Annotated in this window: 24 protein-coding genes; 16 read left to right on the top strand and 8 right to left on the bottom strand. The window is 61.7% G+C overall.

The features are described 5' to 3' along the window. The first annotated feature begins 2 nt into the window (after positions 1–2). Entirely contained in the window at positions 3–620 is a 618-nt protein-coding gene (locus ACN0WV_RS03630) for a class I SAM-dependent methyltransferase (RefSeq protein ID WP_417603891.1), read from the top strand. A gap of 184 nt (positions 621–804) precedes the next feature. Here ACN0WV_RS03630 and ACN0WV_RS03625 read toward each other — a convergent pair whose 3' ends face one another. The 3 genes from ACN0WV_RS03625 to ACN0WV_RS03615 form a co-directional block, all read right to left on the bottom strand. Beyond that, positions 805–1,245, bottom strand: coding sequence for a tellurite resistance TerB family protein (locus ACN0WV_RS03625; RefSeq protein ID WP_417603890.1), 441 nt, complete (start codon positions 1,243–1,245; stop codon positions 805–807). Between the two features lie 227 nt (positions 1,246–1,472). Further along, positions 1,473–2,135, bottom strand: a complete 663-nt coding sequence (locus ACN0WV_RS03620; protein ID WP_417603889.1) for a YiaD family glycine zipper/OmpA-like lipoprotein — start codon at positions 2,133–2,135, stop codon at positions 1,473–1,475. Positions 2,136–2,275: 140 nt separating this feature from the next. After that, complete coding sequence (locus ACN0WV_RS03615) at positions 2,276–3,127, bottom strand: methylated-DNA--[protein]-cysteine S-methyltransferase (protein WP_417603887.1); 852 nt, start codon at positions 3,125–3,127, stop codon at positions 2,276–2,278. A 96-nt stretch (positions 3,128–3,223) separates the two neighbouring features. Between ACN0WV_RS03615 and nth the strand changes: the two genes are divergently transcribed. From nth to ACN0WV_RS03600, 3 genes are all read left to right on the top strand, one after another. Next, complete coding sequence (gene nth, locus ACN0WV_RS03610; RefSeq protein ID WP_417603885.1) at positions 3,224–3,868, top strand: endonuclease III; 645 nt, start codon at positions 3,224–3,226, stop codon at positions 3,866–3,868. Next, positions 3,865–4,854 carry an adenosine kinase gene (locus ACN0WV_RS03605; RefSeq protein WP_084350649.1) on the top strand — a complete coding sequence of 330 codons (990 nt, stop codon included), beginning with the start codon at positions 3,865–3,867 and terminating at the stop codon, positions 4,852–4,854. The genes nth and ACN0WV_RS03605 overlap by 4 nt, the downstream gene beginning before the upstream one ends. A gap of 160 nt (positions 4,855–5,014) precedes the next feature. Then, positions 5,015–6,244 (top strand): S8 family peptidase, encoded by a 1,230-nt coding sequence (locus ACN0WV_RS03600; RefSeq protein WP_417603884.1) that lies wholly within the window; start codon positions 5,015–5,017, stop codon positions 6,242–6,244. Positions 6,245–6,282: 38 nt separating this feature from the next. Here the strand turns inward: ACN0WV_RS03600 and ACN0WV_RS03595 are convergent, their stop codons facing one another. Then, positions 6,283–7,101 carry a sulfotransferase family protein gene (locus ACN0WV_RS03595; protein WP_417603883.1) on the bottom strand — a complete coding sequence of 273 codons (819 nt, stop codon included), beginning with the start codon at positions 7,099–7,101 and terminating at the stop codon, positions 6,283–6,285. A gap of 142 nt (positions 7,102–7,243) precedes the next feature. Between ACN0WV_RS03595 and ACN0WV_RS03590 the strand changes: the two genes are divergently transcribed. From ACN0WV_RS03590 to ACN0WV_RS03580, 3 genes are all read left to right on the top strand, one after another. Beyond that, positions 7,244–8,821 (top strand): DUF5928 domain-containing protein, encoded by a 1,578-nt coding sequence (locus ACN0WV_RS03590; protein WP_417603882.1) that lies wholly within the window; start codon positions 7,244–7,246, stop codon positions 8,819–8,821. Positions 8,822–8,842: 21 nt separating this feature from the next. Further along, positions 8,843–9,220 carry an HIT domain-containing protein gene (locus ACN0WV_RS03585; protein WP_084350657.1) on the top strand — a complete coding sequence of 126 codons (378 nt, stop codon included), beginning with the start codon at positions 8,843–8,845 and terminating at the stop codon, positions 9,218–9,220. A gap of 84 nt (positions 9,221–9,304) precedes the next feature. Then, complete coding sequence (locus ACN0WV_RS03580; protein ID WP_417603881.1) at positions 9,305–10,087, top strand: ion transporter; 783 nt, start codon at positions 9,305–9,307, stop codon at positions 10,085–10,087. Here ACN0WV_RS03580 and ACN0WV_RS03575 read toward each other — a convergent pair. Continuing rightward, positions 10,084–11,016 (bottom strand): ABC transporter ATP-binding protein, encoded by a 933-nt coding sequence (locus tag ACN0WV_RS03575; protein WP_084350661.1) that lies wholly within the window; start codon positions 11,014–11,016, stop codon positions 10,084–10,086. The genes ACN0WV_RS03580 and ACN0WV_RS03575 overlap by 4 nt on opposite strands. Before the next feature lie 76 nt (positions 11,017–11,092). Between ACN0WV_RS03575 and ACN0WV_RS03570 the strand changes: the two genes are divergently transcribed. Both ACN0WV_RS03570 and polA read left to right on the top strand, forming a co-directional pair. Continuing rightward, complete coding sequence (locus tag ACN0WV_RS03570) at positions 11,093–11,272, top strand: zinc-finger domain-containing protein (RefSeq protein WP_417603880.1); 180 nt, start codon at positions 11,093–11,095, stop codon at positions 11,270–11,272. A 132-nt stretch (positions 11,273–11,404) separates the two neighbouring features. Next, positions 11,405–14,203, top strand: a complete 2,799-nt coding sequence (gene polA / locus ACN0WV_RS03565; RefSeq protein WP_417603879.1) for a DNA polymerase I — start codon at positions 11,405–11,407, stop codon at positions 14,201–14,203. 9 nt (positions 14,204–14,212) lie between these two features. Here the strand turns inward: polA and ACN0WV_RS03560 are convergent, their stop codons facing one another. After that, entirely contained in the window at positions 14,213–14,806 is a 594-nt protein-coding gene (locus ACN0WV_RS03560) for a DUF1285 domain-containing protein (RefSeq protein ID WP_417603878.1), read from the bottom strand. Between the two features lie 69 nt (positions 14,807–14,875). Between ACN0WV_RS03560 and ACN0WV_RS03555 the strand changes: the two genes are divergently transcribed. From ACN0WV_RS03555 to ACN0WV_RS03540, 4 genes are read left to right on the top strand one after another with little or no spacing between them, the layout of a single operon-like run. Beyond that, positions 14,876–15,883 carry an AAA family ATPase gene (locus tag ACN0WV_RS03555; RefSeq protein WP_417603877.1) on the top strand — a complete coding sequence of 336 codons (1,008 nt, stop codon included), beginning with the start codon at positions 14,876–14,878 and terminating at the stop codon, positions 15,881–15,883. Beyond that, positions 15,880–16,752, top strand: a complete 873-nt coding sequence (locus ACN0WV_RS03550) for a DUF58 domain-containing protein (protein WP_417603876.1) — start codon at positions 15,880–15,882, stop codon at positions 16,750–16,752. Before ACN0WV_RS03555 ends, ACN0WV_RS03550 begins: the two co-directional genes overlap by 4 nt. After that, the gene (locus ACN0WV_RS03545) at positions 16,753–19,518 is read left to right on the top strand and encodes a DUF4159 domain-containing protein (RefSeq protein ID WP_417603875.1); all 2,766 of its coding nucleotides are present in this window, start codon (positions 16,753–16,755) and stop codon (positions 19,516–19,518) included. Beyond that, positions 19,515–21,557 (top strand): hypothetical protein, encoded by a 2,043-nt coding sequence (locus ACN0WV_RS03540; RefSeq protein ID WP_417603874.1) that lies wholly within the window; start codon positions 19,515–19,517, stop codon positions 21,555–21,557. Before ACN0WV_RS03545 ends, ACN0WV_RS03540 begins: the two co-directional genes overlap by 4 nt. Positions 21,558–21,612: 55 nt before the next feature. Here ACN0WV_RS03540 and ACN0WV_RS03535 read toward each other — a convergent pair whose 3' ends face one another. Beyond that, the gene (locus ACN0WV_RS03535; protein WP_417603873.1) at positions 21,613–21,978 is read right to left on the bottom strand and encodes a hypothetical protein; all 366 of its coding nucleotides are present in this window, start codon (positions 21,976–21,978) and stop codon (positions 21,613–21,615) included. Positions 21,979–22,014: 36 nt separating this feature from the next. Continuing rightward, on the bottom strand, positions 22,015–22,734 hold the full coding sequence (locus ACN0WV_RS03530; protein WP_417603872.1) for a DUF599 domain-containing protein: 720 nt from the start codon (positions 22,732–22,734) through the stop codon (positions 22,015–22,017). An 87-nt stretch (positions 22,735–22,821) separates the two neighbouring features. Between ACN0WV_RS03530 and ACN0WV_RS03525 the strand changes: the two genes are divergently transcribed. From ACN0WV_RS03525 to glcF, 3 genes are read left to right on the top strand one after another with little or no spacing between them, the layout of a single operon-like run. Beyond that, positions 22,822–24,270, top strand: a complete 1,449-nt coding sequence (locus ACN0WV_RS03525) for an FAD-linked oxidase C-terminal domain-containing protein (protein WP_417603871.1) — start codon at positions 22,822–22,824, stop codon at positions 24,268–24,270. 44 nt (positions 24,271–24,314) lie between these two features. After that, a complete protein-coding gene (locus ACN0WV_RS03520) occupies positions 24,315–25,424 on the top strand; it encodes an FAD-binding protein (RefSeq protein ID WP_417603870.1) in 1,110 nt (369 codons plus the stop codon). Between the two features lie 4 nt (positions 25,425–25,428). Then, the gene (gene glcF / locus ACN0WV_RS03515) at positions 25,429–26,724 is read left to right on the top strand and encodes a glycolate oxidase subunit GlcF (protein ID WP_417603869.1); all 1,296 of its coding nucleotides are present in this window, start codon (positions 25,429–25,431) and stop codon (positions 26,722–26,724) included. Position 26,725 lies beyond the last annotated feature (1 nt).

The raw sequence follows: 26,725 nt of genomic DNA, 5'->3' as shown, positions 1-26,725 counted from the left end.
TGATGGATATCAAGGCAGTCGAAAGTTCTTATGCCCGCTGGGCACCGATCTACGACAACACTTTTGGCGCGATCACCAAAGCCGGACGACGACGCGCCGTGACCTATATCAGCGCGCAGGGCGGCAAGGTTCTGGAGGTCGGCGTCGGCACCGGACTGTCACTGGAACATTACAGCGATCAAACACGCGTCACCGGCATCGACTTTTCCAAGGAGATGCTGCGCAAGGCCCGCGCCAAGGTGGCGCTGATGCGGTTGCGCCACGTCGAGTCCTTGCGCCAGATGGATGCGCGCGCCCTCGACTTTCCGGACAACTCTTTTGACATCGTGGCGGCAATGCATGTGCTGTCGGTGGTGCCGGAGCCTGAAAAGGTCATGGCCGAGATCGCCCGCGTCTGTCGGCCCGGTGGCAAGGTCGTCATCACCAATCATTTCGCGCGCAGCAAGGGCGTTCTGGGGGCGGTTGCCAACCTCGCCTCGCCTTTTGCCAACCTGCTGGGCTGGCATTCGGATTTTGAAATCGAGACGGTACTGCAAGAACCCGATTTGCAGATTGAGGAACAACGCGCATTGCCACCCTTGGGCGTGATGACGTTTCTGGTACTGAAAAAAGCGACCTGACCCAGCCTGTTTGAGGCCGCGCCGACCGCTCAGGGCTGTTTTGGCGCGGTTATAAAATGCAGTCAGGCCATTGGATGGAAATTTCCAGACCTGCCCAAGCGTTCCGGATTGCTGCAAACCGACAAGGCGGAACGGCATCTTGCGACGCAAGGCTATGATGACCAAAAGGCTGGATCAAACGATGTCAGCTTTTCGCTTGCAGTTGCAGCGCCTTGGCGCGGTCCGGCGAAATGCCCAGGACTTCTTCGATCTGGTGCAGCAACACATCCTCTTCTTCGTGCCTGATGCCGTCGGCGTAGACCACGGCCCAAAGTGCGGCTAGTGTTGCCTCGCGCTCTTCACTGCTGATTGCGTCGCGCAGGATCGCCGTCATTTCGGCGGTGTCGGGCATACCGCTTTCCAGTTTTTCACAAGCGGCACGCAGTTTCGCGGCCTCAACCGCATTGATGTCGTGGCGTTTGGCAAGGACGCGATCAATCAGACTGATTTCTTCAAACAGGTACGCTTTGTCGGCTTTTGCCGCGCGCACCATCAAGGCACCCATTGCGTGGCGTGCGTCGGCCTCTGGCAGCGGGGTCTGATACCCAGTGGGGTTTTGCAGGAAGGCGAGCAGGCTTTCGAACATATCAATTCCTAAAATTGTGACACCACCAGACCAGTGGCAAGGTATGCGGGACAACAGAAGCAGTCGTCGTTGCTTTCATGCTGCGACGCGCGGACACCCGACATGATCGTCGGAGGTCTGCCAGATGCGTTTCGCGCGCAATTCCGATCTGTCCCGTGTCATAGAAAACGCCCCGCAAGTGACTTGCGGAGCGCTTGGAAGAGTGCAGCCTGAGCGGCAGATTTGGATCAGGCCGCGTTCGGCAGGATCACGATTTCCACCCGGCGGTTCTGCTGGCGGCCCTGAGGTGTCAGGTTCGACGCGATCGGCTGATCCTCGCCGCGGCCGAAGGACTGAATGCGACCGGAAGAGACACCATTGGAAATCAGGATACCCGAGACCGCCTGCGCACGGCGCGACGACAGGCCCTGATTGTAAGAGGCTTCGCCCGTGTTGTCCGTGTGGCCGATGACCTGAATGGTGGTGTTCGGGTAGGATTGCAGGTTGCTGGCCAGCGCGCGCAGATCGCCTTGCAGGTCAGGGCGGACTGCGGTGCTATCGGTGGCGAACAGAATATCCTGCGGCAACGTCACGATCAGACGGTCGCCGGTGTTCACGATATCGACATTGTTGCCCATCGACTGGCGCAGCGCGGCTTCCTGCTTGTCCAGATTGTTGCCGATCAGACCACCGACTGCGGCACCGGCGGCGGCACCTGCCAATGTGTTCTTGACGCGGTCGTCATTGTTGCCGCCGATAACGCGACCTGCAACGGCACCGCCAAGCGCGCCGATCAATGCGCCTTGCTTTGCCTGGCGGTTGGGATCGTTCTGATAATCAGCCGTGGTGCAGGCGGTCAGGGCCATAAGGCCGGCGGTCGCCAGAATGGTGGGGCGGAAAGTTAAGCTCATGTCTTATTGCCTCGTCTGAATTGCGCGCGTGTCTGCACGTCCGTTTTGCGTTGAGCACTATAGGGAATGTTCTATCGCTGCCCAACCATACAACAAGAGGAAATCGGCGATGTTCCGCGCATCGTGAACAAATCGCGCGCTCAGGCGTCCGCGCGGGCACCTTCATAGGCGAGAATTGCGCGCTTTACGGGAAGGCCCCAGTGATAGCCCCCCAACGCGCCGGATTTGCGCAACGCACGATGACAGGGAATAAGCAGGCTGATCGGGTTGCGCCCCACCGCCGTGCCCACCGCCCGGACGGCCTTGGGGTGGCCCACGGCCTGCGCGATTTCGGAATAGGTGGTGACGTGACCCGAGGGGATTCGCAACAGCGCCTCCCACACCTTGAGCTGAAACGGCGCACCTATCAGGTAAAGCGGCGTCGGCTCTGCTGTCGCATCACCTGCACCGAAGGCTGACTGCGCCCACGGGCGCAGACGCTCCGTATCCTCGATGAAGGAAGCCCCCGGCCAACGTGCGGTCAGATCGGCCATTGCCGCCGTCTCGCCGGATTCGGCGGCGAAGGCGATACCACAGATGCCCTTGTCGGTGCCCATGACCAAGGCCGGACCAAAGGGGCTTTCATACCAGCCCCAATAGATCACCAGCCCGGCACCGCCGCGCGCAAATTCACCCGGACTCATCGCCTCCCACCGCAAAAAGAGGTCATGCAAACGTCCGCCGCCTGACAGCCCGGTGGAATGCGCGGCCTCCAGCGTGGTGAACCGCTCGCGCAGCAGGGTCTTCGCGTGGCCCAGCGTCAGATATTGCTGGTAACGCTTGGGCGACACCCCGACCCATCGCGAAAACAGGCGCTGGAAATGCGCGGGGCTCATATCCATCGCGGCGGCGAGATCTTCCAGCGACAACGGGTCTTTGGCGGCGTCGATCAGGTCAATCGCCCGGCGCATGACCTGGAAATGATAGCCCCCTTCCGCAAGATCCTCTGGCATGTCGCGTCCTTTCGTTTTGACCATCTTACCGCGCGGGCGCATCGTCCCGCGACCCGAATATTGCGCAACCTGACAAAGCGGTGCATACGGCCTGCCATGGCAAAGCAGCTAGATTATCATACGATCCGCGAGATCTTTGAACGTTTCCGGACGGCGGAACCCGAACCAAAGGGCGAGTTGGATCATGTCAACGCCTATACGCTGGTCGTGGCGGTGGCCCTGTCTGCACAAGCGACGGATGCCGGCGTCAACAAGGCGACGGCCAAACTGTTCCAGATCGCCGACACGCCGGAAAAGATGCTGGCGCTTGGCGAAGAGGCGGTGACCGAGCATATCAAGACCATCGGCCTGTATCGCAACAAGGCCCGGAATGTCATCAAGCTAAGCCGTATTCTGGTCGAGGATTACGACGGTCAGGTACCCTGTTCGCGTGCGGCGCTGGAATCGCTGCCCGGTGTGGGCCGCAAGACTGCCAATGTGGTGCTGAATATGTGGTGGCACTATCCGGCGCAGGCGGTGGACACGCATATCTTCCGGCTGGGCAACCGTTCGGGCATCTGCCCGGGCAAGGATGTCGTCGCGGTCGAGCGCGCCATAGAAGACAATATTCCCGTGGATTTCCAGCAGCACGCGCATCACTGGATGATCCTGCACGGACGCTATACCTGCGTCGCGCGCAAACCGAAATGCAATGCCTGCCTGATCCGTGATCTGTGCGAATTCGAGGACAAGACCCCATGAAGAAATATCAGGTTGTCGGGATCGGCAATGCCGTCGTCGATGTCATCACCCAATGCGATGACAGCTTTCTGGAACAGATGGGCATCGGCAAGGGCATCATGCAACTGATCGAGACTGAGCGCGCGCAACTGCTGTATGCATCGATGAAGGACCGGGTGCAGGCACCCGGCGGATCGGTGGCCAATACGCTGGCGGGTCTGGGCAGTCTGGGCCTACGCACCGGTTTCATCGGTCGTGTGCATGACGACGCACTGGGGCGGTTCTATGCGCAGGCTATGACCGATGATGGCACGGATTTCGTGAATGCCCCTGTTCCGGGCGGCGAATTGCCAACCTCGCGCAGCATGATTTTTGTCACGCCCGATGGCGAGCGGTCGATGAACACCTATCTGGGCATCTCGGCAGAGCTTGGCCCGGATGACGTGCCCGAAGACGTTGCCTCGGATGCGGAAATCGTCTTCCTCGAAGGGTATCTCTTTGACAAGGACAAGGGCAAAGAGGCGTTCATCCGTCTTGCCCGGACCTGCCGTGCGGCGGGGGGCAAGGCCGGCATCTCGATCTCTGACCCGTTCTGCGTTGAACGCCACCGCGACGACTTCCTAAATCTGATCGAGAACGAGATGGATTTCGTCATTGGCAACGAGGCTGAAATCCGCTCGCTGTTTCAGAACAACGATCTGGATGCCGATCTGGCGCGCGTTTCGGCGATCTGCCCGCTTGTGGTCTGCACACGGTCCGGAGACGGCGTGACGATCATCCGCGACGGCGCGCGCACCGATGTTCCCGTCGACAGGGTCGTCCCCGTGGATGCAACCGGCGCGGGCGATCAGTTTGCCGCCGGGTTCCTTTACGGACTGGCCACGGGCGCTGACATGGCCACCGCCGGGCGCATGGGCTGTGTCGCTGCGGGCGAAGTGATCAGCCATATGGGCGCACGACCAGAGGCAAACCTGTTGCAATTGTTCCGTCGCAGCAACCTGACCTGAGCCTATTCAGCCCCGGTCTGCACCGGGTTTCACGTCAAATCTGCGCGAGGGCTTTGCGCGACTCAACCTTTGAGTGTATACTGGCGGCATTTAAAGACGCTGTCCCGCGCGGGACAGCATGTATTTATCGCTGTTATTTTTTCATCAAAGGACTTGTCTCATGGCCCAGTATATTCTTCTACGCGACGAAAATGCCTCTGCCCTTTCTCATTTGCGCGGTGGCACCTTCAGTGGACCGACCGCCGGTATCTCCGGCACCGAAGGGATGTTTCGCGCGCCTCCTTCGCCCGTGATCGAAACCGTCGATCTGTCAGCGGGCGACATGCGCGATGCCGCGCGCGATCCTTCGATCCTGAGCATGGCCCGGTCCATGCCGACGCGGTTGATCGAACCGGAACCAATGGAAAATGTCAGCGATGCAGATGCAGTGCCTGCCTGGGGGATCACCAGCGTCGGCGCGGACACCTCGCCCTTTGACGGCAGCGGGGTGCGCGTGGCGGTACTGGATACCGGGATTGACGCTGCCCATCCGGCATTTGCAGGCGTCACCCTGACTCAAAAGGACTTTTCAGGCTCTGGCGATCAGGATGCCAACGGCCACGGCACACATTGCGCGGGCACGATCTTTGGCCGCGACGTAGACGGCACCCGGATCGGAGTGGCACCCGGCGTCACCGATGCGTTGATCGGCAAGGTGCTGGACGATAACGGAAGCGGATCGTCCGAGATGCTGTTCAACGCGATGCGCTGGGTGTCGGGACAGGAAAAACCCGCGCGGGTGATTTCCATGTCGCTGGGTTTCGATTTCCCCGGCTTCGCCGAGCGGCTGGTTCAGCAAAACAATCTTCCGGTCCTGCTGGCCACCTCTGTCGCGCTTGAAGGCTACCGGATGAATCTGCGAATGTTCGACGCGCTGATGTCGATGATCCGTCGGCAGGCCGATTTCAACGGCGGCACGGTCGTTGTAGCTGCCGCCGGGAATGAAAGCCGCCGCCAGATCTCGCCCGATTTCGAAGTGTCGGTCAGTGTTCCTGCCGCCGCAGAAGGCGTGGTTTCGGTGGGCGCCTTGGGACAAAGCGGCAGCGGACTGACCGTGGCACCGTTTTCCAACACAAACCCGGTGGTCAGCGCGCCGGGGGTCGGCATCGTTTCGGCCCGATCAGGCGGAGGTTTGCGGTCCCTCAACGGCACATCCATGGCAACGCCGCATGTTGCGGGGATCACCGCGCTTTGGTGGCAGGCATTGGCGCAGTCAGGCGTGCCGCTGACCGCCCGTGCAGTGGACTCGCGACTGCTGGCCACGGCCGTGACGTCCGGCTTTGCGCCGGGGACGGATTTGATGGACCGGGGACAAGGCCTAGTTCAGGCACCGTCGGCAGCGATGAATTAAAATTAGGGCCGCGAAGCGCCTTATGTGGCTTCGCGGCTCTAATCGCCCAGCTTGGCGTGCACTTCGTCCAGATCAATCTCGCCCGTTGGCAGCTTGTTGGCGGGATTGTCAAAGTCGTATTTGAACAGCTGGAAATCGCGCTTGTAGATTTCATAGACCAGATGCATCGACAGGTCGTCGAAATAGTCTTCGACCGGATGCGCGCGCTTGGGGCCATGGCCTTCGGATTCGTTGAACCTTGGGATCGCGGCCAGATCCACGGCGTGGGGCAATTCGACCGCATCCAGCACCGCCTGCATGCCTTCGTCGAATTTTTCGGTCCAGAAAATCCGGTCGTAACGCCCGCCATTGACGATGAACGTGCTGATATGTCCGGACATGGCAGACCAGTGGATGTCAGGCTCCATCGGTTTTCGCCAGCGGATGGAATCGCGGGCAAACAGCAAAAAACGGCGGAAACTCTGAATCTGGTCGAAGTCCTCCTTGCCGTCATCACCACCGACCTCGATCCCGTATTTCTGGGTCAGCATCGGCACGAAGTTGCCGCGATAGCGGCGGCCATTGCGCTGAATCCCGCAAATCTTGTCAAAGAATGACGACAGGATGCGCGTATAAGGATTGCGCACACAGGTGAACGCAAAAGAGGCGTGCGCCCGGATATTGGCCTCGATCAGATCCTGACTGTCCTCGCGCGCCCATTTGTGCAGGCCATGGGTGGCGTCGTGAATGTCACCGTCGAAAAACGCCCCGTGATCCGAGTAATACAGGATCTGACCGATGGTCGAGCAGGCGCATTTCGGGACCACCCGATACACCATGCTTTCGCTCTCGGTCATCCATACCCCTGGAAAACCCATACCAACCATCCCCCCACCGTGCGCCGCCCTTGTGTTCAGACGCTTCTTTGCGACAAAAAAGCAAAGAAATCCGGTTTATTCAACGTCCGTTCACCTCTAGTAACATAAACAATGGCCAAAGATGGGTAAGATGGTTCTCTGAATGGCAAGAATTGCCTTCATATTGTTGTGTCACAAGGATCCTGACGCCATCATCCGGCAGGCACAAAGCCTGACCGCCGTGGGCGACTACATGGCGATCCATTTCGACGCACGCGCCACGCTGGAAGCGTATAGGCAGATCCGAGCGGCGCTGGATGACAATCCGAATGTCACATTCGCCAGGAAACGCGTGAAATGCGGCTGGGGGGAGTGGTCTTTGGTCCGCGCATCACTGAACGCCGTCAGCGCCGCGGTCGAGGCTTTCCCGCGCGCCACCCATTTCTACATGCTGTCGGGCGATTGCATGGCCATCAAGTCAGCGGAATACGCGCATGAATTCCTGGACCGTCACGACGTCGATTACATCGAAAGCTATGACTATTTTCAGTCCGACTGGATCAAGACCGGCTGGAAAGAAGAACGCCTGATCTACCGCCACTGGTTCAACGAGCGCACGCAGAAGCGATGGTTCTACACCATGTTCGAGCTACAGCAACGTCTGGGGCTGAAGCGCAAGATCCCGCATGACATCGACGTTATGATCGGCAGCCAATGGTGGTGCCTGCGCCGCCGGACGGTGGAAATGATCCTCGGCTTCATCTCCGAACGACGTGACGTGACGCGGTTCTTTTCGACCACCTGGATCCCGGACGAAACCTTCTTTCAGACGCTCGTGCGCCATCTGGTGCCGGAAACCGAGATCAACAACCGGTCGCTGACATTTTTGATGTTCTCGGATTATGGCATGCCGGTGACGTTCTACAACGATCACTATGATCTGCTGCTGGGGCAGGATTTTCTTTTTGCTCGAAAGATCAGCGCCGAAGCGACAGAGCTGAAACGCCGGCTTGGCGCGCTTTATGCGTCTGAAGGAACAGAATTCGCGATTTCCAACGAAGGCCAGTCGCTTTTCAGATTTCTGACGGGCCGCGGGCGGATCGGGCGACGTTTTGCCCCCCGCTTTTGGGAAAAGGAAGCAAGCTTTGGGCGCGAATGGGAACTTCTGATCGTCGTGTGCAAGAAATGGCATGTCGCCAAACGTCTGCTGGAGCGCATCCGCCAAACCACGAACATTCCCGTGATCGAATACCTGTTCAACGAAGAGGGTGCCTGGCTGCCGGATCTTGGCAATATTCAGACGTCGCTTGGCAAGCGGCACCGTCACCGGCGGTCGCTCATGCGGATGCTGTTCGATTATTTCGATACGGACCGCCTGATCGTCTGCATTGATCCGGCCAATATCGACCTTCTCGAAGACTTCTGCCGCGATCGGGCCCTGACCCGCTTGCTGGATGTCGAATGCCAGTTCACGGACGACTACCTGATCGGCCACGCGGCCCGCGTCGGGTTGGCCGGCGATCACACGCCAACAGAGACGCTAAACGCCATACTGCCCGCCATCCGCCTGGATATTGAACATGAATCCGATCGCATCCGCGACGCGGGCTTCGCCAATCTTGGCCGCATACGGGAAACAGATGCATCCGAAGAAACCGCCCGCGTGCTGGCCGAATTTCTGTCTCTACCGCAGGACAAGGCGATGGAGATTGCACAGACCGAACACTTGTTTGCCGATTGAACCAACGACCAAGGACACCCCATGCCCTACACCTATGACGACCAGAATATCTTTGCGAAAATCCTGCGCGGCGAGATTCCCAACACAACCGTGCTGGAAACCGAGCATACGCTGGCGTTTCGGGACCTTTATCCGCAGGCACCGGTGCATGTACTGGTGATTCCGAAGGGCGCGTATGTCTGCTACGATCATTTCGCGCGCGATGCCTCGGATGCCGAGATTGTCGATTTCAACCGCACGATCGGACGTATTGTCGAAATGGAAAGCCTGCAAGAAGGCGGATATCGCACGATCTCCAACGCCGGGCAGGCCGGGGTTCAGGAAGTGCCGCACCTGCATGTCCACATTCTCGGCGGACGACCGCTGGGCCGGATGCTGGCACCCGCCGACGGCACCTGAACGGCACCTTGTGCGCGCCGTCCTGTGCCCCCATATGGACCAAACGCATGACGGGCGACACGGAAACGACGGAGCAGCAGACTTATGACCATACGCGTGCGCGTTGGGACATTAATTGATCGCAGATCGGTGCAGAATTTCATCCTTGGGGTGATCCTGTTCAACGCGGTCATTCTGGGGCTTGAGACGTCGGCCCCGCTCATGGCCCGCTTTGGCGATCTGATTCACGCGCTGGATCAGATCTGCCTGTCGATTTTCGTGATCGAGATCGGGATGAAGCTGTTTGCCCGCGGTCCTGCGTTTTTCCGCAACGGCTGGAATGTCTTCGATTTTGTGATTGTCGGCATCTCCTTGATCCCGGCCGCGCAAGGCCTGTCCGTATTGCGGGCGCTGCGGATCCTGCGGCTGTTGCGCGTCCTGTCGGTCACACCGTCGCTGCGCCGCGTGGTAGAAGGGTTGATGAGCGCCCTGCCCGGCATGGGATCTGTCTTTCTGCTGACGGGTCTGATCTTCTATATCGGCGCGGTCATGGCGACCAAGCTGTTCGGGGCGATCTTCCCCGAATGGTTCGGCACGCTGGCAAAATCGGCCTATTCGCTTTTCCAGATCATGACGCTGGAATCCTGGTCAATGGGCATCGTGCGCCCGGTGATGGAGGTTTACCCCTACGCCTGGGCCTTCTTCGTGCCGTTCATTCTGGTGACGACCTTCACCGTGGTGAACCTTGTCGTGGGCCTGATCGTGAACTCGATGCAGGACGCCCATCATGCCGAAAACGACGAGCGGACCGACAGTTACCGCGATGAGGTGCTGACCCGACTGCTCGAGATCGAGACGCTGCTGAAGGACTCGCGCGAGCGCCGTTAACGGCTGCGCGTCAGTTCCAGAAAGACATCCTCCAGATCCGCCTGTTCGGTGCGCACATCCCGAATGCGGATGCCTGCATCCCGCACGGCCTGCAACACGTCATCGGCCGCGATCTGCCCGGACCTGTAGTTCAGCGCCAGCGCCCCATCCTCACGGCGCACCACCTCGACGCCCGGTGCCTGCGGCAGTTGGGCTGCATCACCGTCGGGCTGGATGATCATCGTGCGCGCGTCCAGATGGTTCAGCAGATTGTCGGTGCTGTCACGGGCCACGACCTCGCCCTTGTTGATGATGGCGATCTCGTCACACATCTCTTCGGCTTCTTCGAGGTAATGCGTGGTCAGGATAATCGTCATTCCGCGCTCGCGGTTCAGGCGGCGGACATTGTTCCACAACATCTGGCGCAACTCGATATCGACGCCCGCGGTGGGCTCGTCCAGCACCAGCACTTGCGGATCATGCACCAGCGCCTTGCCCAGCAACAACCTGCGCCGCATCCCGCCAGACAGGGTGCGGGCATAGGCCTCGGCCTTGTCCTCCAGCCCGATCATTTTCAGGATCTCGTCAGAGCGCCGCTGCGATTTCGGCACGCCGTACAGCCCGGCCTGCACCTCCAGCGCACCACGGGGAGTGAAGAACGGATCAAGGTTCAGCTCTTGCGGCATCACACCGATGGCCGCCCGCGACTGGCGCGGATTGCGGTCCTGATCAAAGCCCCAGATCGTCACCTTGCCCGCCGTTTTGACCACCAGACCGGCCATGATGTTGATCAGCGTCGATTTGCCTGCACCGTTCGGCCCCAGCAATCCGAACACCGATCCGGCGGGTATGGTCAGGTCAACGCCTTTCAGCGCCTCTTTGGCCGGCGTGCGCCCCGTGCCGCCATAGGTCTTGCGCAGGCCTTCGATGCGGATCGCGTCTTGTGTCATTGCTCGGTCTTGCTCCTCTACCCGCAATCGCCCATAACGCACCTAGTGCATCGCCAGCGAAAAGGGAACGCAGCACATGACAACGCAAGCCCCGGAAATCAAGATCGTCGACACCTTTCGCGTCGCCTGTGACGGTGGTGGTGCTGCAACCGGGCATCCGCGCGTCTGGCTACAGCTCCCGCATGAAACCGGCTTTGTCGAATGCCCCTATTGCGACGCAAAATACGTCCACAAGGATTTCGAAGACAAGGTCTAGGCTGCTTCGGTTCGGCGCGGCGGTCGTGACCGGGCTGCGCAAGGGCCGTCACGGCACGCTTCCGATGTCGGGCCGTGTCCAGCCAGACTGGCAGAGTTCGATACCCGTAGAAAATGAATGGGAGAGCGCGACATGGCATTCGGCAAGGGCTGTCATCTGCATCTGATCGACGGATCGGCCTTCATCTTTCGAGCGTATCATGCGCTGCCGCCGCTGACACGGAAATCGGACGGATTGCCGATTGGCGCGGTGTCCGGCTTTTGCAACATGTTGCAAAAGTATGTCGAAGGCAACGCGGGCGGCGATGTCACCCATATCGCGGTGATCTTCGACAAGGGCAGTCACACGTTCCGCAACGACATGTACGACCAGTACAAGGCCAACCGCGAGGCGATGCCAGAAGATTTGCGCCCGCAAATCCCGCTGACCCGGCAAGCCACCGAGGCGTTCAACATCGCCTGTAAAGAGCTGGAGGGTTACGAGGCCGACGACATGATCGCAACGCTTGCCTGTCAGGCGCGCGAAGCGGGCGGCCGGGTGACGATCATCAGTTCGGACAAGGATCTGATGCAACTGGTCGGCGACGGCGTCGAAATGCTGGATGCGATGAAGAACAAGCGCATTGACCGGGACGGCGTGTTCGAGAAATTCGGCGTCTGGCCGGACCGCGTGGTGGATGTGCAGGCGCTGGCCGGGGATTCCGTTGACAACGTGCCGGGCGCGCCGGGGATCGGGATCAAGACGGCGGCCTTGCTGATCAACGAATACGGCACGCTTGAGGATTTGCTGGACCGCGCGGAAGAGATCAAGCAACCCAAGCGGCGGCAGACCTTGCTGGACAATCGCGCGCAGATCGAACTGTCCAAGAAGCTGGTGCAACTGGACTGCGAAACGCCGCTGGATTTCACGCTCGACGATCTGGAAGTCAGGGAACCCGACCCCGAGACGCTGCTGAGTTTTCTGACGGAGATGGAATTCCGCACCCTGACCAAGCGCATTGCCGACGCATTGGACGTCGAGCCACCGGTCATCCCCGACACGACCCCCGAGGGCGCGAACCCGCCCGAGAACGCCGCCGAAGCGCCGCCTTTCGAGTCGTCCGCCTATGAATGCGTCCGCGACATGGCCGCGCTGAATCGTTGGATCGAAAAGGCGCGGACACATGGCTGGGTCGCGGTGGACACCGAAACCACCGGTCTGAACGAGATGCGCGTTGATCTGGTGGGCATTTCGCTTTGTGTTGAGGCGGGTGAGGCCTGCTATATTCCGCTGATCCACAAGGAAGCCGGGGGCGATGACCTGTTCGGCTCTGACGCGCTGGCCGAGGGGCAGATGGGCGTCAACGAGGTGCTGGATGCGCTGCGCCCCCTGCTGGAAGACCCGGCGGTGATGAAAATTGGCCAGAACATGAAATACGACGCCAAGATCCTTGCGCGTCACGGCGTGAAGATCGCGCCGATCGACGACACGATGCTGATGTCCTACGCGATGAATGCGGGCCTGCACGGGCATGGCATGGATGCGCTGTCGGAACGTTATCTCAACCACGCACCGATCCCGATCAAGACATTGCTGGGCACCGGCAAAAGCCAGAAGACCTTTGATCTTGTGCCGATTGACGAGGCGACGAAATACGCCGCCGAAGATGCCGACATCACGCTGCGCCTGTGGCAGATCTTCAAGCCGCAATTGCACAAGGCGCGCGTGACGCGGGTGTATGAACGGATGGAACGGCCCCTGGTGCCGGTGCTGGCAGAGATGGAGATGGCGGGTATCAAGGTTGCCCGCGACACGCTCAGCCGCATGTCCAACGCGTTCAGCCAGAAGATGGCCGGGCTGGAGGCCGAAATCCACGAACTTTCGGGCGAGACATTCAATGTCGGCAGCCCCAAGCAACTGGGCGAGATCCTGTTCGACAAGATGGGACTGGAGGGCGGCAAGAAGGGCAAGACCGGCGCCTATGCCACCGGTGCCGATGTGCTGGAGGATCTGGCGACAGTACATGAATTGCCGCGCCGGGTGCTGGACTGGCGGCAGTTGTCGAAGCTGAAATCGACCTATACCGACGCGTTGCAAGAACATATCAATGCCGAAACGGGACGTGTGCATACGTCCTATGTGATCTCGGGTGCGGCGACCGGACGGCTCGCCTCGACCGATCCCAACTTGCAGAACATCCCCGTGCGCAGCGAGGAAGGCCGCCGCATCCGCGAAGCGTTCGTCGCCGAGGATGGCAAGGTGCTGGTCAGCCTCGATTACAGCCAGATCGAACTCCGCATTCTGGCCCATATGGCCGATATCGACGCGCTGAAACAGGCCTTCCGCGACGGGCAGGACATCCATGCCATGACCGCGTCCGAAATGTTCAACGTCCCGATGGCGGAAATGACGCCGGAAGTGCGCCGTCAGGCCAAAGCGATCAACTTTGGCGTGATCTACGGCATTTCCGGCTTTGGTCTGGCACGCAATCTGCGCATTCCGCGGGCCGAGGCGCAGGGCTTTATCGATCGCTACTTTGAACGTTTCCCCGGCATCCGCACGTATATGGATCAGACCATCGCCTTTGCCCGCGAACACGACCGGGTAGAGACGATGTTCGGCCGCGTGATCCACACGCCCGAGATTAACGCGAAAGGTCCGCGCGCGGGCTTTGCGAAACGCGCCGCGATCAACGCACCGATTCAGGGCACCGCCGCTGACATCATCCGCCGCGCGATGATCCGCATGCCGGACGCGATTGCCGGTCTGCCCGCGAAAATGCTGCTACAGGTCCACGACGAATTGTTGTTCGAGGTCGACAAGGACGCCGCCGAACCGCTGATTGATGCGGCCCGCAAGGTGATGGAGGGTGCCGCCGATCCGGTCGTGCATCTGGACGTTCCACTGGTGGTCGATGCCGGACAGGGCGCAAACTGGGCAGAGGCGCATTAAGCTGCGCCGTCAGCGGGGCAGTTCCGCCGACGGTATGACCCGAAAGAACGTGCCGCCGGACCAGAGGCCGAACCAGCTTTTGCCGTCGATGTCGTGATGCGCGCCGATATCGACCAACCGATAAAAGCTCTTGCGGTCGATCAGCGCCTCCAGCCCGGCGCGGATCATCACATAGGGCGACGGCTCGCCGGTCTCGGCATCCCGGACCACGCGAATCGGATGCTTTGCTCCGGCCTGCGCAAAATCGCCGACATTCGTCTCGAACGTCAGGGTTTGCGCCTCTGCCTGCCCCTCGACGGTGAAGTCCACCGCCACGAAAGGCGCATCATCGACGGTAATACCGACCTTTTCGACGGGTGTGACCAAAAAATAGTCATCCCCGTCGCGGCGCAGAATGGTGGAGAACAGCCGCACCAGTTCCTTCCGGCCAATCGGCGTGCCAAGGTAAAACCACGTCCCATCCCGCGCGATCCGCATGTCCAGATCACCGCAAAACGGCGGATTCCACAAATGCACGGGCGGCAGCCCCTTGCCCTTTTTCGCGGCCTTTGCGGCGCTGGCCAATGTCTCTGCTGTCGGTGTCACGATATTTTGTCCGCTCATTGCTTTTGCCATTTCCGTGCTGCGAGATACACTCATATCAAACAAGCTAGTGTTCAAGGGAGTTCTGTCATGGCCGACGCCGAAAATCTGGTTGCCGAAATAGAGGCGCTGGAGGAAAAGCTGGCCCTTGCCAAGCACGCCATCACCCGCCGTTTCATCGGCCAGGAACGCGTGGTGGAACTGGTTCTGGCGGCGCTTCTTTGCGGCGGCCACGGTCTGTTGATCGGTCTGCCGGGGCTGGGCAAGACCCGGCTGGTCGAGACGCTTTCGACGGTGATGGGGCTGAAAGGAAACCGCGTGCAGTTCACGCCGGATCTGATGCCCGCGGATATTCTGGGCTCTGAGGTGCTGGATACCGCCGCCGATGGCAGCCGGGCATTCCGGTTTATCCAAGGCCCGATCTTCTGCCAGCTTCTGATGGCGGATGAAATTAACCGCGCCAGCCCGCGCACCCAGTCGGCGCTGTTGCAGGCGATGCAGGAACGCATGGTAACGGTCGCGGGCGAGAACCGCCTGCTGGATTCACCGTTCCACGTTCTGGCCACCCAAAACCCGATTGAGCAGGAAGGCACCTATCCACTGCCCGAGGCGCAGCTTGACCGCTTCTTGGTGCAGATCGACGTGGAATATCCCGACCGCGACACCGAACGCGACATTCTGCTGGCCACCACGGGCGTCACCGAAGACGACGCGCATGAGGTGTTCACAGCGGCAGAGCTTGTCGCGGCGCAAACGCTGTTGCGCCGGATGCCCGTCGGGGATGCCGTGGTCGAGATGATCCTTGATCTGGTCCGCGCGTTCCGCCCCGAGGACCCCACCGCCGGCGAACGCGTGCGCGACACGGTCGCCTGGGGCCCCGGCCCGCGTGCGGCGCAGGCGCTGATGCTGACCGTCCGAGCCCGCGCGATGTTACAGGGGCGACTTGCCCCCTCGCCCGAGGACGTGCTCAATCTTGCGCAGCCGGTGCTGACGCATCGCATGGCGCTCAGCTTTTCGGCGCGCGCACGCGGCGAGAGCCTGCCGGATCTTATCAACAGCGTGGCCACCGGTCTTCTCGGTGCCGAGGCTGCCGCGTGAGCCAAGTCATCCCCCTGCGCCAAAGCGCCGAGGAAGAAGCCAGCCGCCTGCCACCGCTTCTGGCGCGGGCAGAGCATCTGGCCGGAACCGTGTTGCTGGGCGAACATGGCCGTCGCCGCGCCGGGCTGGGGGATGACTTTTGGCAATACCGGCCGGTGCAGGCAGGCGACAGTCTGCGGATGATCGACTGGCGACGCTCTGCCCGTGGCGACAGCCAATTCGTCCGCGAACGGGAATGGCAAATTGCGCAAAGCGTGATGCTCTGGGTCGATCAGGGGGCGTCCATGCGGTTCCAGTCCGACAAGAACCTGCCCACCAAGGGAGACCGGGCGCGGCTGCTGACCCTGGCCTGTGCAATCATGTTGCTGCGGGGTGGCGAGCGTGTCGGTCTGACCCGTGGTCACCTGCCGCCGCGCAGTGGCGAGGTGCAGATCGCCCGACTGGCAGAAGCGTTCAACCAAGAGGCCGCAGAGGACTATGCCGCGCCCGAAGCCCGCGGGATGCTGCCGCATTCGCGTGCCGTTTTCGCCTCGGATTTCTTGGGCGACATCGACCGGATCACCCATGCGCTGACCAAGGCCGCCGATCGCGGGGTGCGCGGGGTTTTGCTTCAGGTGCTCGACCCTCTGGAAGAGAGCTTTCCCTTCAAGGGCCGGACGATATTCGAAAGCGTCGGGCACACCGTCCGGCACGAAACGCTGAAGGCCGCCGAATTGCGCGACCGCTATCTGGAACGGCTGGCGCGCCGCAAGGCAGAGCTGTCGCAACTGTGTCGCCTGACCGGCTGGCAATTTCACACCCACCACACCGGCGACAGCGCGCAATCCGCGTTGCTGTGGCTGTGGCGCGCCATTGACGGGGGCCGCTAGATGCTGACGCTGGGATCCTTGGGCTTCACCGCGCCCTGGCTGATGCTGGGGATGCTGGCGCTGCCGATCCTCTGGCTGATCCTGCGCGCGGTGCCACCCGCCCCGGTGCGGCGGCTGTTTCCCGGCGTGGTGCTTTTGCTGGGACTGAAGGATGACGAACAGGTCAGCGACCGGACGCCGTGGTGGCTGCTCTTGCTGCGCATGTTGGCGGTGGCGGCGGTGATCGTCGGGCTGGCTGGCCCGGTGCTGAACCCCGACACCGAGGAACAGGCGGGCAGCGGACCGCTGTTGATCGTCATGGATGCAAGCTGGGCCAGCGCCGCCGATTGGACCGCCCGACAAGACGCAGTGGATGCAGCCCTTGCGCAGGCCACGCGGGAAAGCCGCCCGGCCGCGCTGATCCGCCTGACAGCACCCGAGGAGACCGCGTTTCAAAGCGCCGATACGATCCGCGCACGCCTTGGCGGCATCCTTCCTACCGCTTGGGAAGCGACACAAGCCAACATGGCCCGCAGCGCCGAGATCCTGCCCGAAGGGGCGTTTGATACGCTCTGGCTGTCCGACGGGTTGGCCCGTGACAGCCGCACATCACTGCTGACCGCGCTGGAAGATCGTGGCGAGGTTCGGGTGATCGAAAGCCCGCGCAGCTTGATCGCCCTGCATCCGGCGGGATTTGACGCAGGCAATGTGGTGCTGACGGCGCAGCGTCTGGGCGCCGGTGGCGAGCGTACGATCTCGATCGCGGCGCATGGCCTTGATCCTGCGGGCCGCCCGACCGTTCTGGCGCGTGTCCCTGCGACATTCGCTGCTGACGAAACGACCGCGACTGTCGAGCTTTCGCTGCCTTCGGAATTGCGGGCGCGTGTTGACAGGTTCGAAGTCGAAGGCCAGCGCAGCGCCGGGGCCGTGACATTGCCCGATGACAGCCTGCGGCGGCGTGAAGTTGCGCTGATCGCCGGGCGGGAAAACCGCGAAGGGCTGGAGCTGCTGTCGCCCCTGCACTACCTCACCAAGGCGCTGGCCCCCACCGCCGACCTGCTGGACGGGGCGCTGCTGGACGTCTTGCCCGCCAATCCCGATGTGATCGTCTTGGCCGATGTCGCAACGCTGTCAGAGGCCGAGGAAACCGCCGTTCTGGAATGGGTGGACAAGGGTGGCCTGCTGTTGCGCTTTGCCGGGCCACGACTGGCCGCGAGCGATGTCAGCCGCGCGGCCGAAGACCCCCTGATGCCCGTGCGCCTGCGCGCCGGTGGCCGCACTGTCGGTGGCGCGATGAGTTGGGGGGAGCCCAAGGAACTCGCCGATTTTCCACAAGACAGCCCGTTCTTTGGTCTGCCGGTGACGGGCGAGGTCACGGTTTCAGCGCAGGTCATGGCCCAGCCGGATCCGACGCTGGCCGACCGCGTTATCGCGGCGCTCACGGACGGCACTCCTCTGGTCACGCGCAAGCGCATCGGTGCCGGACAGGTCGTGCTGGTGCATGTCACCGCCAATGCCGAATGGTCGAGCCTGCCGCTTTCCGGCCTCTTCGTGCGTATGCTGGAACGGCTCTCGGTCTGGTCAGCGAGCGAGCCGCCGAGTGCCCAGGATCTGGCGGGCACAATCTGGCAACCGGTCTCTGTGCTCGATGGGTTTGGCAAGCTGGAAAAGGCTGACAATCTGCCCGGAGTGGCGGGTGAGGATCTGGCCGGGGCCCCGCTGGGATCGGATCTGCAACCGGGTCTTTATCAAGGCGAGGATCGCAGCCTTGCGCGCAACGTGATCGGCGCGGACACCCGGCTTGCCGCAATGGCATGGCCTGCGCGTATCGCAGTCAGCGGGCTGGTCCGCCCCAAAGAGACTCCGCTGGCAGGATATTTGCTGGCCTTGGCAACATTGCTTCTGGTGGCCGATGTGATCGCCAGCCTTGCGCTGTCTGGGCGACTGCGCGGCGCGGGACCAACCGTTGCGGGGCTGGCCTTGGCCGTCATGCTGTTGCCACAGGACGCGCCCGCGCAATCCACCAGTGAAGAGGCGTTTGCGATCCGCGCCGCGTCTGAAGTGACGCTGGCGCATGTGCTGACAGGTGACGCCGCGCTGGATGATATGGCACAGGCCGGGCTGCTCGGCCTGTCGGAAACGCTGTTTTTCCGCACCTCGGTCGAACCCGCTGATCCGATCGGCGTGAACCTCGAAACCGACGAGCTGGCGTTCTTTCCAATGCTCTACTGGCCGATCACGCCGGATCAACCGACCCCGTCGGACGAGGCTTATGCAAAGCTGAACGCCTATCTGCGCTCGGGCGGGATGATCCTGTTCGATACGCGCGATGCCGATGTGGCGCGATTTGGTGCCAGCAGTCCCAACGGGCGCAAGCTTCAGGCGTTGGCCGCGCCCCTGGACATTCCTCCACTGGAACCGGTGCCTGCCGACCATGTGCTGACGCGCACCTTCTATCTGCTTCAGGACTTTCCCGGCCGATACAATATCCGCGATGTCTGGGTGGAGGCCGCGCCACCGGACGCCGAACTGGTCGAGGGCATGCCGTTCCGAAACCTCAATGACAATGTGACGCCCGTGGTGATCGGCGGCAATGACTGGGCCGCCGCCTGGGCAATGGATGCGCGCGGTGCGCCGCTGTTTCCGGTGGGCCGAGGCTATGCCGGGGAACGGCAGCGAGAGCTGTCCTATCGCTTCGGCGTCAACCTTGTGATGCATGTGCTGACCGGCAACTACAAATCCGATCAGGTGCATGTTCCCGCACTTCTGGACAGGTTGGGCCAATGACCGGCAACATTATCTTTGACCCGCTTCTGCCTTGGCCTGTTCTGGCCGTTCTCGCAGCCGTTGCGGCGCTTGGCGTCGCTCTGGCGGTGTGGCGCGGCTTGTCGGGCTGGGCGTTACGCGCTTTGGCGGCCCTGGCGTTGATCGGGGCCATCGCGCAGCCCAGTTGGCAAGTGGAGGATCGCGCGCCCCTGTCCGATATTGTCCTGATGCTGGTCGACAAAAGCGCCAGTCAGACGCTGGCGGACCGTGCCGGGGTTACGCAAGAGGCCGCCGACACGCTTGCCGCGCGGATCGAAGCCCGCCCCAACACCGAACTGCGCCGGATTGACGTGGGCGACGGCGCGGAAGATGCCGGCACCCAGATCATGACCGCGCTGAATGCCGCCTTGGCGGAAGAACCCCGCGCCCGGATCGCGGGTATCCTGCTGCTTTCGGACGGACGGCTGCACGATCTGGAACGCAGCCCGGACCTGCCCGCGCCGCTGCATCTGCTGCTGACCGGCAAGGAAACCGACTGGGACCGCCGCTTGATCGTGCGCAATGCGCCTGCTTTTGCCATTCTGGGCGAGCCTGTGACCCTGTACTTGAAGATCGAGGATAGCGGCGCAGCACCCGGTGCCGCCGGGCTGACCCCGCTGGACATTTCCATTGATGGCGGCGAAGCGCAGCGCTTTCAGGTCCCGCTGGGCGAGGATATCGAACTGCCGGTCACTCTGCCCCATGGCGGGCGCAACGTCATACGCTTTTCCGTGCCGGAGGCCGAGGGCGAGTTGACCGATCGCAACAATGCCGCGCTTGTGCAGATCAACGGGGTGCGCGACCGTCTGCGCGTGCTGCTGGTCTCGGGCGAGCCGCATGCCGGCGGGCGAACATGGCGCAACCTGCTGAAATCGGACTCGTCGGTGGATCTGGTGCATTTCACCATCCTGCGACCGCCTGAAAAGCAGGATGGCGTGCCGGTTACGGAATTGTCCCTGATCGCCTTTCCGACCCGCGAGCTGTTCCTTGAGAAGATCGAGGATTTCGACCTCATCATATTTGACCGCTACAAGCGGCGCGGCATCCTGCCGTCGCTCTACCTTGATAACGTGCGCAATTATGTGGCGGGTGGCGGGGCCGTTCTGGTCGCCGCCGGACCGGATTTCGCCAGTGCCGACAGCCTGTATCGGTCGCCACTGGGCACCATCCTGCCCGCCGAACCCACGGCGCGCGTGATCGAAGAAGGCTACCGTCCGCAAGTGACCGAACTCGGCCAGCGCCACCCGGTGACAGACGGGCTGGGCGATCCCGAAAGCTGGGGCCGCTGGCTGCGCCAGATCGACATCACCACCACAGACGGCAAGGTTGTCATGTCCGGCGTGGAGGACCGCCCGCTGCTGGTGCTTGACCGGGTTGGCGAGGGGCGCGTCGCGCTGCTGGCCTCGGATCACGCGTGGTTGTGGAACCGGGGGTTTGAAGGCGGCGGGCCGCAACTGGAGCTTCTGCGCCGTCTTGCCCACTGGATGATGAAGGAACCCGAGTTGGAAGAAGAGGCGCTCTGGGCCGACCCGACCGGCCAGACCATGCGTATTGTCCGCCGCACGCTGGAAGAAACCGCAGGGCCAGTTACCATCACCCGCCCGGATGGCGAGACAGAAGTCCTGCCGCTGGAAGAGGTGTCACCGGGGCGGTTCGAAGCCATATATGAAGGCCTGGAAATCGGTCTGTACCGGCTGACAGATGACGAGATCGAAAGCGTCATCGGCCTTGGTCCCGCAGCCCCGCGCGAGTTTGAGCAGACCATCGCGACAGCGGAGCTGTTGCAGCCGGTGATCGACACGATGCGCGGTGGTGCGCCCCGCCTTGAGGCGGGCCTGCCTGTGCTGCGCGAGGTCCGCGAAGGCCGGCCCGCAGCCGGTCGTGGCTGGATCGGGCTGACCCCGCGTGATGCGTTCCGGACACAGGATGTCATGCAAACGCCGCTGCTGCCTGCGTGGCTGGTGTTGCTTCTGGCGTCAGCGTTGATTGTTGGTGCGTGGCTGCGCGAGGGACGGAGCTAGGTCATTGGATCAAGATGCGCCGTCAACAGAGGATACCCGCCGAGTCTTGGGACACTCATCCACCGGGCGACAGCGTCACCGGCGTCGGGTCGCCTGACCACCCTTCGGCTGAGCATCTGGCGCGGACATAGACCTCGCGGACGCCATCAGGCACGATCACCACGCTGAGTGACCGGGTAAATGGCTGTTCATTCTCATGTGGATGCATCAATTCTCTGTAGCCCAGCACGTTGCCGTCGGCATCCACAACCTCCCACCCATCGGCATAATGATCCCAACCGGTATCGGGATGCGAGATCGTAACGGAAAACCGCCACCCCATACCGGATTTCTCGGCCTCCACGGCGTCGATCCGAGGCGCGTCCGCTTGCGCCAGTGACGCAATCGGCAGGAGGACAAAAAGAAGAGCGGCTGTTTTCATACCGAACACGCTAACATTCCGTGCAGGCGGGCGCACTCACGTCTGCGTGTGAGCTTTGTTGCCGGGACTATCCAGCAACACAAGCCGCGAGTCCGACGCGAACTCTCGGCGCCCGATAACGATCAGCGTGGCAACGACCGCGAGCAACAGTGGTACGGCACCCAGCAACCAAGCAGACGCACCGATGCCGAAATAGACGCTGCGCAGTCCGCGATTATAGCCGCGCGCGGCGGTGATGTTGATCTCTGCCGCCTTCGCCGCAAGGGTATAGGCGTTTGGATCCGAGATGTCGTTCGGAACGGCGGCCATCAGGACCGAACAATAGCCAAACAAGCGGTGCGACCAGACAAACTTCAGAAAGGCATTGGCGACAAACAACAGAATAACCACCAGTTTGATTTCCCAGAACACCTCCGGCGCGTTGGTCTGCGTCAGGTTTTCTGCAATGCCGGTCAGCCGTTCCGCATTGCCGATCAGTGCCAGACCGCCCCCGATGGCAATCATGCTGGCCGACGCAAAAAACGCTGTTCCCTGCCGCAGGTTCGAGATGATCTGGGCGTCAAAGACCCGCGGATCCCGAGTTACGAATTGCTTCATCCAGTCACGTCGGTATTCTGCCATGAGAACCGATACAGAGGGCCGCGACGCCGGTGGGTGTTCCGTCAACACACTGATTGACGCCCATGCAAGGAACAGCAGCACGAGAGCCAATAAATCCAGTGGCGAAAACAGCAAGAAAGGTTCGGTCCAGTCCATGCTTGCGACCTTAGGTCCCTGTGCTTTGGGTTGCCAGATGGAAAAATTGGTTATATTTGTTTACCAGTTTTGAAAAGGAGGGACGACATGCAGATGCCAGAACCGAATACGTCGATCCTGGCAAGCAAGGACCGGATCGTGGCGCGATTGCAAGAAGTGCTTCCCAAGGCGGCGGTGATTTCAGAAGAATCAGAAACGCGCGCCTATGAATGCGACGCGCTGACCGCCTATCGTTGTCCACCACTGGTGGCTGTGTTGCCTTCGACCACCCAGGAAGTCTCGGCCGTTCTGCGCATCTGCCACGAAGAGGGCGTTCCTGTGGTGCCGCGCGGTTCTGGCACGTCGCTTGCGGGCGGCGCGCTTCCCACAGCGGATTGCGTGATCCTGGGCGTGGCGCGGATGAATGCGGTGCTGGAAACGGATTACGACAACCGTTTCATCCGTGTGCAATCCGGGCGCACCAACCTGTCGGTCACAGGTGCTGTTGAGGAAAACGGGTTCTTCTACGCGCCCGATCCATCGTCGCAACTCGCCTGCGCGATCGCCGGGAATATCGCGATGAATTCCGGCGGGGCGCATTGCCTGAAATACGGCGTCACAACAAATAACCTGCTGGGCGCGACGGTCGTGTTGATGGATGGCACGGTGGTGGAAATGGGCGGTGCCTACCTGGACGCAGGCGGTCTTGACCTGCTGGGCGTGATCTGCGGCTCTGAAGGCCAGCTGGGGGTGGTGACAGAAGCAACGCTGCGCATTCTGCCCAAACCCGAAGGAGCGCGGCCCGTGCTGATGGGCTTTACCTCGAACGAGGTCGCGGGCGAATGTGTGTCAGACATCATCAAGGCGGGTGTTCTGCCCGTCGCGATTGAATTCATGGACCGTCCCTGCATTGAGGCATGCGAGGCTTTCGCCCATGCCGGCTATCCGATGTGCGAGGCGCTGCTGATTGTCGAGGTCGAAGGTTCGCCCGCCGAGATTGACGAACAGCTTGCCCTGATTCTGGAGATCGCGCGGCGGCACGACCCGGTGGAACTGCGCGAAAGCCAGTCCGAGGATGAAAGCGCGCGGATCTGGCTGGGCCGCAAATCGGCCTTCGGCGCAATGGGGCAAATCAACGATTATATGTGTCTGGACGGCACGATCCCGGTGACTTCGCTGCCGTTGGTTCTGCGCCGCATCGGTGAATTGTCGAAGCAATACGGGCTTGGCGTGGCGAATGTGTTTCACGCGGGCGACGGCAACATGCATCCGCTGATTCTTTTCGACGCCAACAAGCCCGGCGATCTGGAACTGTGCGAGGCGATGGGTGCCGATATTCTGCGGCTGTGTGTCGAGGTCGGCGGCTGCCTTACAGGCGAACATGGCGTCGGCATCGAAAAGCGTGATCTGATGGTCGATCAGTTTGACCCCGTGGACATGGAGGCGCAGATGGCGGTGAAGGACGTGTTCGACCCGGCCTGGCTGCTCAATCCCGCCAAGGTGTTTCCGCTGGCCTCCTCCGAGGCGCGACGCGCTACGCGGATGGCGGCAGAGTGAGGGCGGTGCGGTCTTTTCCCTCCGAAAATCAGGAACATGTGACAATGCGACCCCAGACAGAGACCGAACTTGCCGAAGTTATCAGGACGGCACCCGGCCCGCTGGCAATCCGTGGTGGCGGAACGCGCCCCATTGGCGTTCCGCGTGCGGGCGATGCGCTGTCCGTGGCTGGCCTGACGGGCGTCAGCCTGTACGAACCCGGCGCGCTGACGCTGGTGGTCAAGGCCGGTACGACCTTGGCCGAGGTCGAGGCGGTGCTGGCCGAAGAAAACCAGCGCCTGCCGTTTGAGCCGATGGACCACCGCGCGTTGTTGGCCACGGATGGCGCGCCGACGATCGGCGGTGTGGTCGCGGCCAATGTCTCGGGACCACGCCGCGTGCAGGCGGGGGCGTGCCGCGATTCGATGATCGGGGTGCGCTATGTCGATGGCATGGGCAACATCATCAAGAATGGTGGCCGCGTGATGAAAAACGTTACGGGCTATGACCTTGTGAAGCTGATGGCCGGCAGTTACGGCACGCTGGGCGTGCTGACCGAGGTCGCGTTCAAGGTGCTGCCTGCGCCGGGTGCCACGGCGACGATCCGCGCCGACGGGCTTGACGAGGCCACAGCCGTGCGGGCGATGTCTGCTGCCCTGGGATCACCCTTCGAGGTCAACGGCGCAGCGCATCACAGCGACCGGCACGCAGATCACAGCAAGACACTATTGCGGATCGAGGGGTTCTCGGAGTCAGTCGCTTATCGGGCCAACGCCCTGTCCGATCTGCTGAAGCCATACGGTGACTGGCAGTTGGCTGACGCGGACTGGTCCAGCATCCGCGATGTAGCACCGTTTGTTGGCCAGCCGGGCGATGTCTGGCGGCTTTCCATCAAACCCAGCGACGCCCCGGGATTGGTGGCGCAGGCCGCCCCGTTGGATGCGCTGTTCGACTGGGGCGGCGGGCTGGTCTGGCTGCGCGTGAGCGAAGGCACCGACCTGCGCGCCGATCTTGGGTCGTTTTCGGGCCATGCCACGCTGATCCGCGCCGCGGACGAAATCAAGACCCGGTTGGGCGTGTTCCACCCGGAACCCGCCCCCCTTGCGAAGATCTCCACTGGCCTGCGCGCAAAGTTCGATCCGCGCGGCATATTGAACCCCGGACTGATGGGATAACGCGATGCAGACGATGTTCACTCCCGAGCAATTGCAGGACCCCGATACTGCCCGCTCCAACGAGATCCTGCGGTCCTGCGTCCATTGCGGGTTCTGCACCGCGACCTGCCCGACCTATCAGGTGCTGGGCGACGAATTGGACAGCCCGCGCGGCCGCATCTACCTGATCAAGGACATGCTGGAGAATGAACGTGTGCCGGACGAAAAGACCGTTCGCCATATCGACCGCTGCCTGTCCTGTCTGGCCTGCATGACCACCTGCCCCTCGGGTGTGCATTACATGCATCTTGTGGATCACGCCCGCGCCTATATCGAGCAGCACTACAAGCGGCCCTGGCACGACCGGGCGCTGCGCTGGACCCTGGCAAAAATCCTGCCCTATCCGGGCCGTTTCCGGCTGGCGCTGCTTGCCGCAAAGATGGGGCGGCCCTTTGCCCGGCTGATCCCGGACCCGCGCTTGCAGGCGATGCTGAAAATGGCACCGAAACAGATCCCGCCGGTCAGCCGTAACGACGACCCCCAGAGTTTTGCACCGACCGTTGCGCGCAAAATGCGCGTAGCTCTGATGACCGGCTGCGCACAGAAGGCGCTGAACACGGATATCAATGACGCTACCATCCGCCTACTGCGGCGGCTGGGTTGTGAGGTTGTTGTCGCCAAGGGTGCGGGCTGTTGCGGCGCGCTGACCCATCACATGGGGCGCGAGGAAGAGGCGCATGGCTCTGCCGCCGCGAATATTCGCGCTTGGGTGAATGAGATGGACGGCGCCGGGCTGGACGCGATCGTCATCAACACCTCGGGTTGCGGAACGACCGTAAAGGACTACGGACATATGTTCCGGAATGGCTCCTTGGCCGAAGATGCCGCGCGCATCTCTGGGATTGCCATGGATGTCAGCGAGCTTTTGATGAAGCTGGACATGCCCGAGGGCGACGCAAAGGACCTGACCGTCGCCTATCACGCGGCCTGCTCTTTGCAACACGGCCAAAAGATCAAGACGCACCCGAAGACGCTGCTGAAGAAGGCTGGGTTTCGGGTGGCAGAACCAGCGGATTCGCATCTTTGCTGCGGCTCTGCGGGTACATATAACCTTATGCAGCCAGAGATTTCGGGACAGTTGAAGACCCGCAAGGTCGAGACTTTGGAAAAGTTGGCACCTGACATCATCGCCGCCGGCAATATTGGCTGCATGATGCAGATCGGGTCAGGCACCGGCGTGCCGGTTGTGCATACGGTGGAGCTTTTGGACTGGGCGACCGGCGGACCGAAACCGAGCGCGCTAAAAAGCGAACATTCCTAAC

This window comes from Primorskyibacter flagellatus (assembly GCF_048268605.1).
Classification (GTDB): domain Bacteria; phylum Pseudomonadota; class Alphaproteobacteria; order Rhodobacterales; family Rhodobacteraceae; genus Primorskyibacter; species Primorskyibacter flagellatus.
The sequence above is the reverse complement of the archived record's forward strand: the minus strand, read 5'-3'. Positions and strand labels throughout refer to the sequence as shown.

What these genes read in the sequence shown, in the direction of transcription:
- ACN0WV_RS03630 (WP_417603891.1), top strand. Translation starts at nt 3, where the DNA reads ATGGATATCAAGGCAGTCGAAAGTTCTTATGCCCGCTGGGCACCGATC.
- ACN0WV_RS03625 (WP_417603890.1), bottom strand. Translation starts at nt 1,245, where the DNA reads ATGTTCGAAAGCCTGCTCGCCTTCCTGCAAAACCCCACTGGGTATCAG.
- ACN0WV_RS03620 (WP_417603889.1), bottom strand. Translation starts at nt 2,135, where the DNA reads ATGAGCTTAACTTTCCGCCCCACCATTCTGGCGACCGCCGGCCTTATG.
- ACN0WV_RS03615 (WP_417603887.1), bottom strand. Translation starts at nt 3,127, where the DNA reads ATGCCAGAGGATCTTGCGGAAGGGGGCTATCATTTCCAGGTCATGCGC.
- nth (WP_417603885.1), top strand. Translation starts at nt 3,224, where the DNA reads ATGGCAAAGCAGCTAGATTATCATACGATCCGCGAGATCTTTGAACGT.
- ACN0WV_RS03605 (WP_084350649.1), top strand. Translation starts at nt 3,865, where the DNA reads ATGAAGAAATATCAGGTTGTCGGGATCGGCAATGCCGTCGTCGATGTC.
- ACN0WV_RS03600 (WP_417603884.1), top strand. Translation starts at nt 5,015, where the DNA reads ATGGCCCAGTATATTCTTCTACGCGACGAAAATGCCTCTGCCCTTTCT.
- ACN0WV_RS03595 (WP_417603883.1), bottom strand. Translation starts at nt 7,101, where the DNA reads ATGGGTTTTCCAGGGGTATGGATGACCGAGAGCGAAAGCATGGTGTAT.
- ACN0WV_RS03590 (WP_417603882.1), top strand. Translation starts at nt 7,244, where the DNA reads ATGGCAAGAATTGCCTTCATATTGTTGTGTCACAAGGATCCTGACGCC.
- ACN0WV_RS03585 (WP_084350657.1), top strand. Translation starts at nt 8,843, where the DNA reads ATGCCCTACACCTATGACGACCAGAATATCTTTGCGAAAATCCTGCGC.
- ACN0WV_RS03580 (WP_417603881.1), top strand. Translation starts at nt 9,305, where the DNA reads ATGACCATACGCGTGCGCGTTGGGACATTAATTGATCGCAGATCGGTG.
- ACN0WV_RS03575 (WP_084350661.1), bottom strand. Translation starts at nt 11,016, where the DNA reads ATGACACAAGACGCGATCCGCATCGAAGGCCTGCGCAAGACCTATGGC.
- ACN0WV_RS03570 (WP_417603880.1), top strand. Translation starts at nt 11,093, where the DNA reads ATGACAACGCAAGCCCCGGAAATCAAGATCGTCGACACCTTTCGCGTC.
- polA (WP_417603879.1), top strand. Translation starts at nt 11,405, where the DNA reads ATGGCATTCGGCAAGGGCTGTCATCTGCATCTGATCGACGGATCGGCC.
- ACN0WV_RS03560 (WP_417603878.1), bottom strand. Translation starts at nt 14,806, where the DNA reads ATGAGCGGACAAAATATCGTGACACCGACAGCAGAGACATTGGCCAGC.
- ACN0WV_RS03555 (WP_417603877.1), top strand. Translation starts at nt 14,876, where the DNA reads ATGGCCGACGCCGAAAATCTGGTTGCCGAAATAGAGGCGCTGGAGGAA.
- ACN0WV_RS03545 (WP_417603875.1), top strand. Translation starts at nt 16,753, where the DNA reads ATGCTGACGCTGGGATCCTTGGGCTTCACCGCGCCCTGGCTGATGCTG.
- ACN0WV_RS03540 (WP_417603874.1), top strand. Translation starts at nt 19,515, where the DNA reads ATGACCGGCAACATTATCTTTGACCCGCTTCTGCCTTGGCCTGTTCTG.
- ACN0WV_RS03535 (WP_417603873.1), bottom strand. Translation starts at nt 21,978, where the DNA reads ATGAAAACAGCCGCTCTTCTTTTTGTCCTCCTGCCGATTGCGTCACTG.
- ACN0WV_RS03530 (WP_417603872.1), bottom strand. Translation starts at nt 22,734, where the DNA reads ATGGACTGGACCGAACCTTTCTTGCTGTTTTCGCCACTGGATTTATTG.
- ACN0WV_RS03525 (WP_417603871.1), top strand. Translation starts at nt 22,822, where the DNA reads ATGCAGATGCCAGAACCGAATACGTCGATCCTGGCAAGCAAGGACCGG.
- ACN0WV_RS03520 (WP_417603870.1), top strand. Translation starts at nt 24,315, where the DNA reads ATGCGACCCCAGACAGAGACCGAACTTGCCGAAGTTATCAGGACGGCA.
- glcF (WP_417603869.1), top strand. Translation starts at nt 25,429, where the DNA reads ATGCAGACGATGTTCACTCCCGAGCAATTGCAGGACCCCGATACTGCC.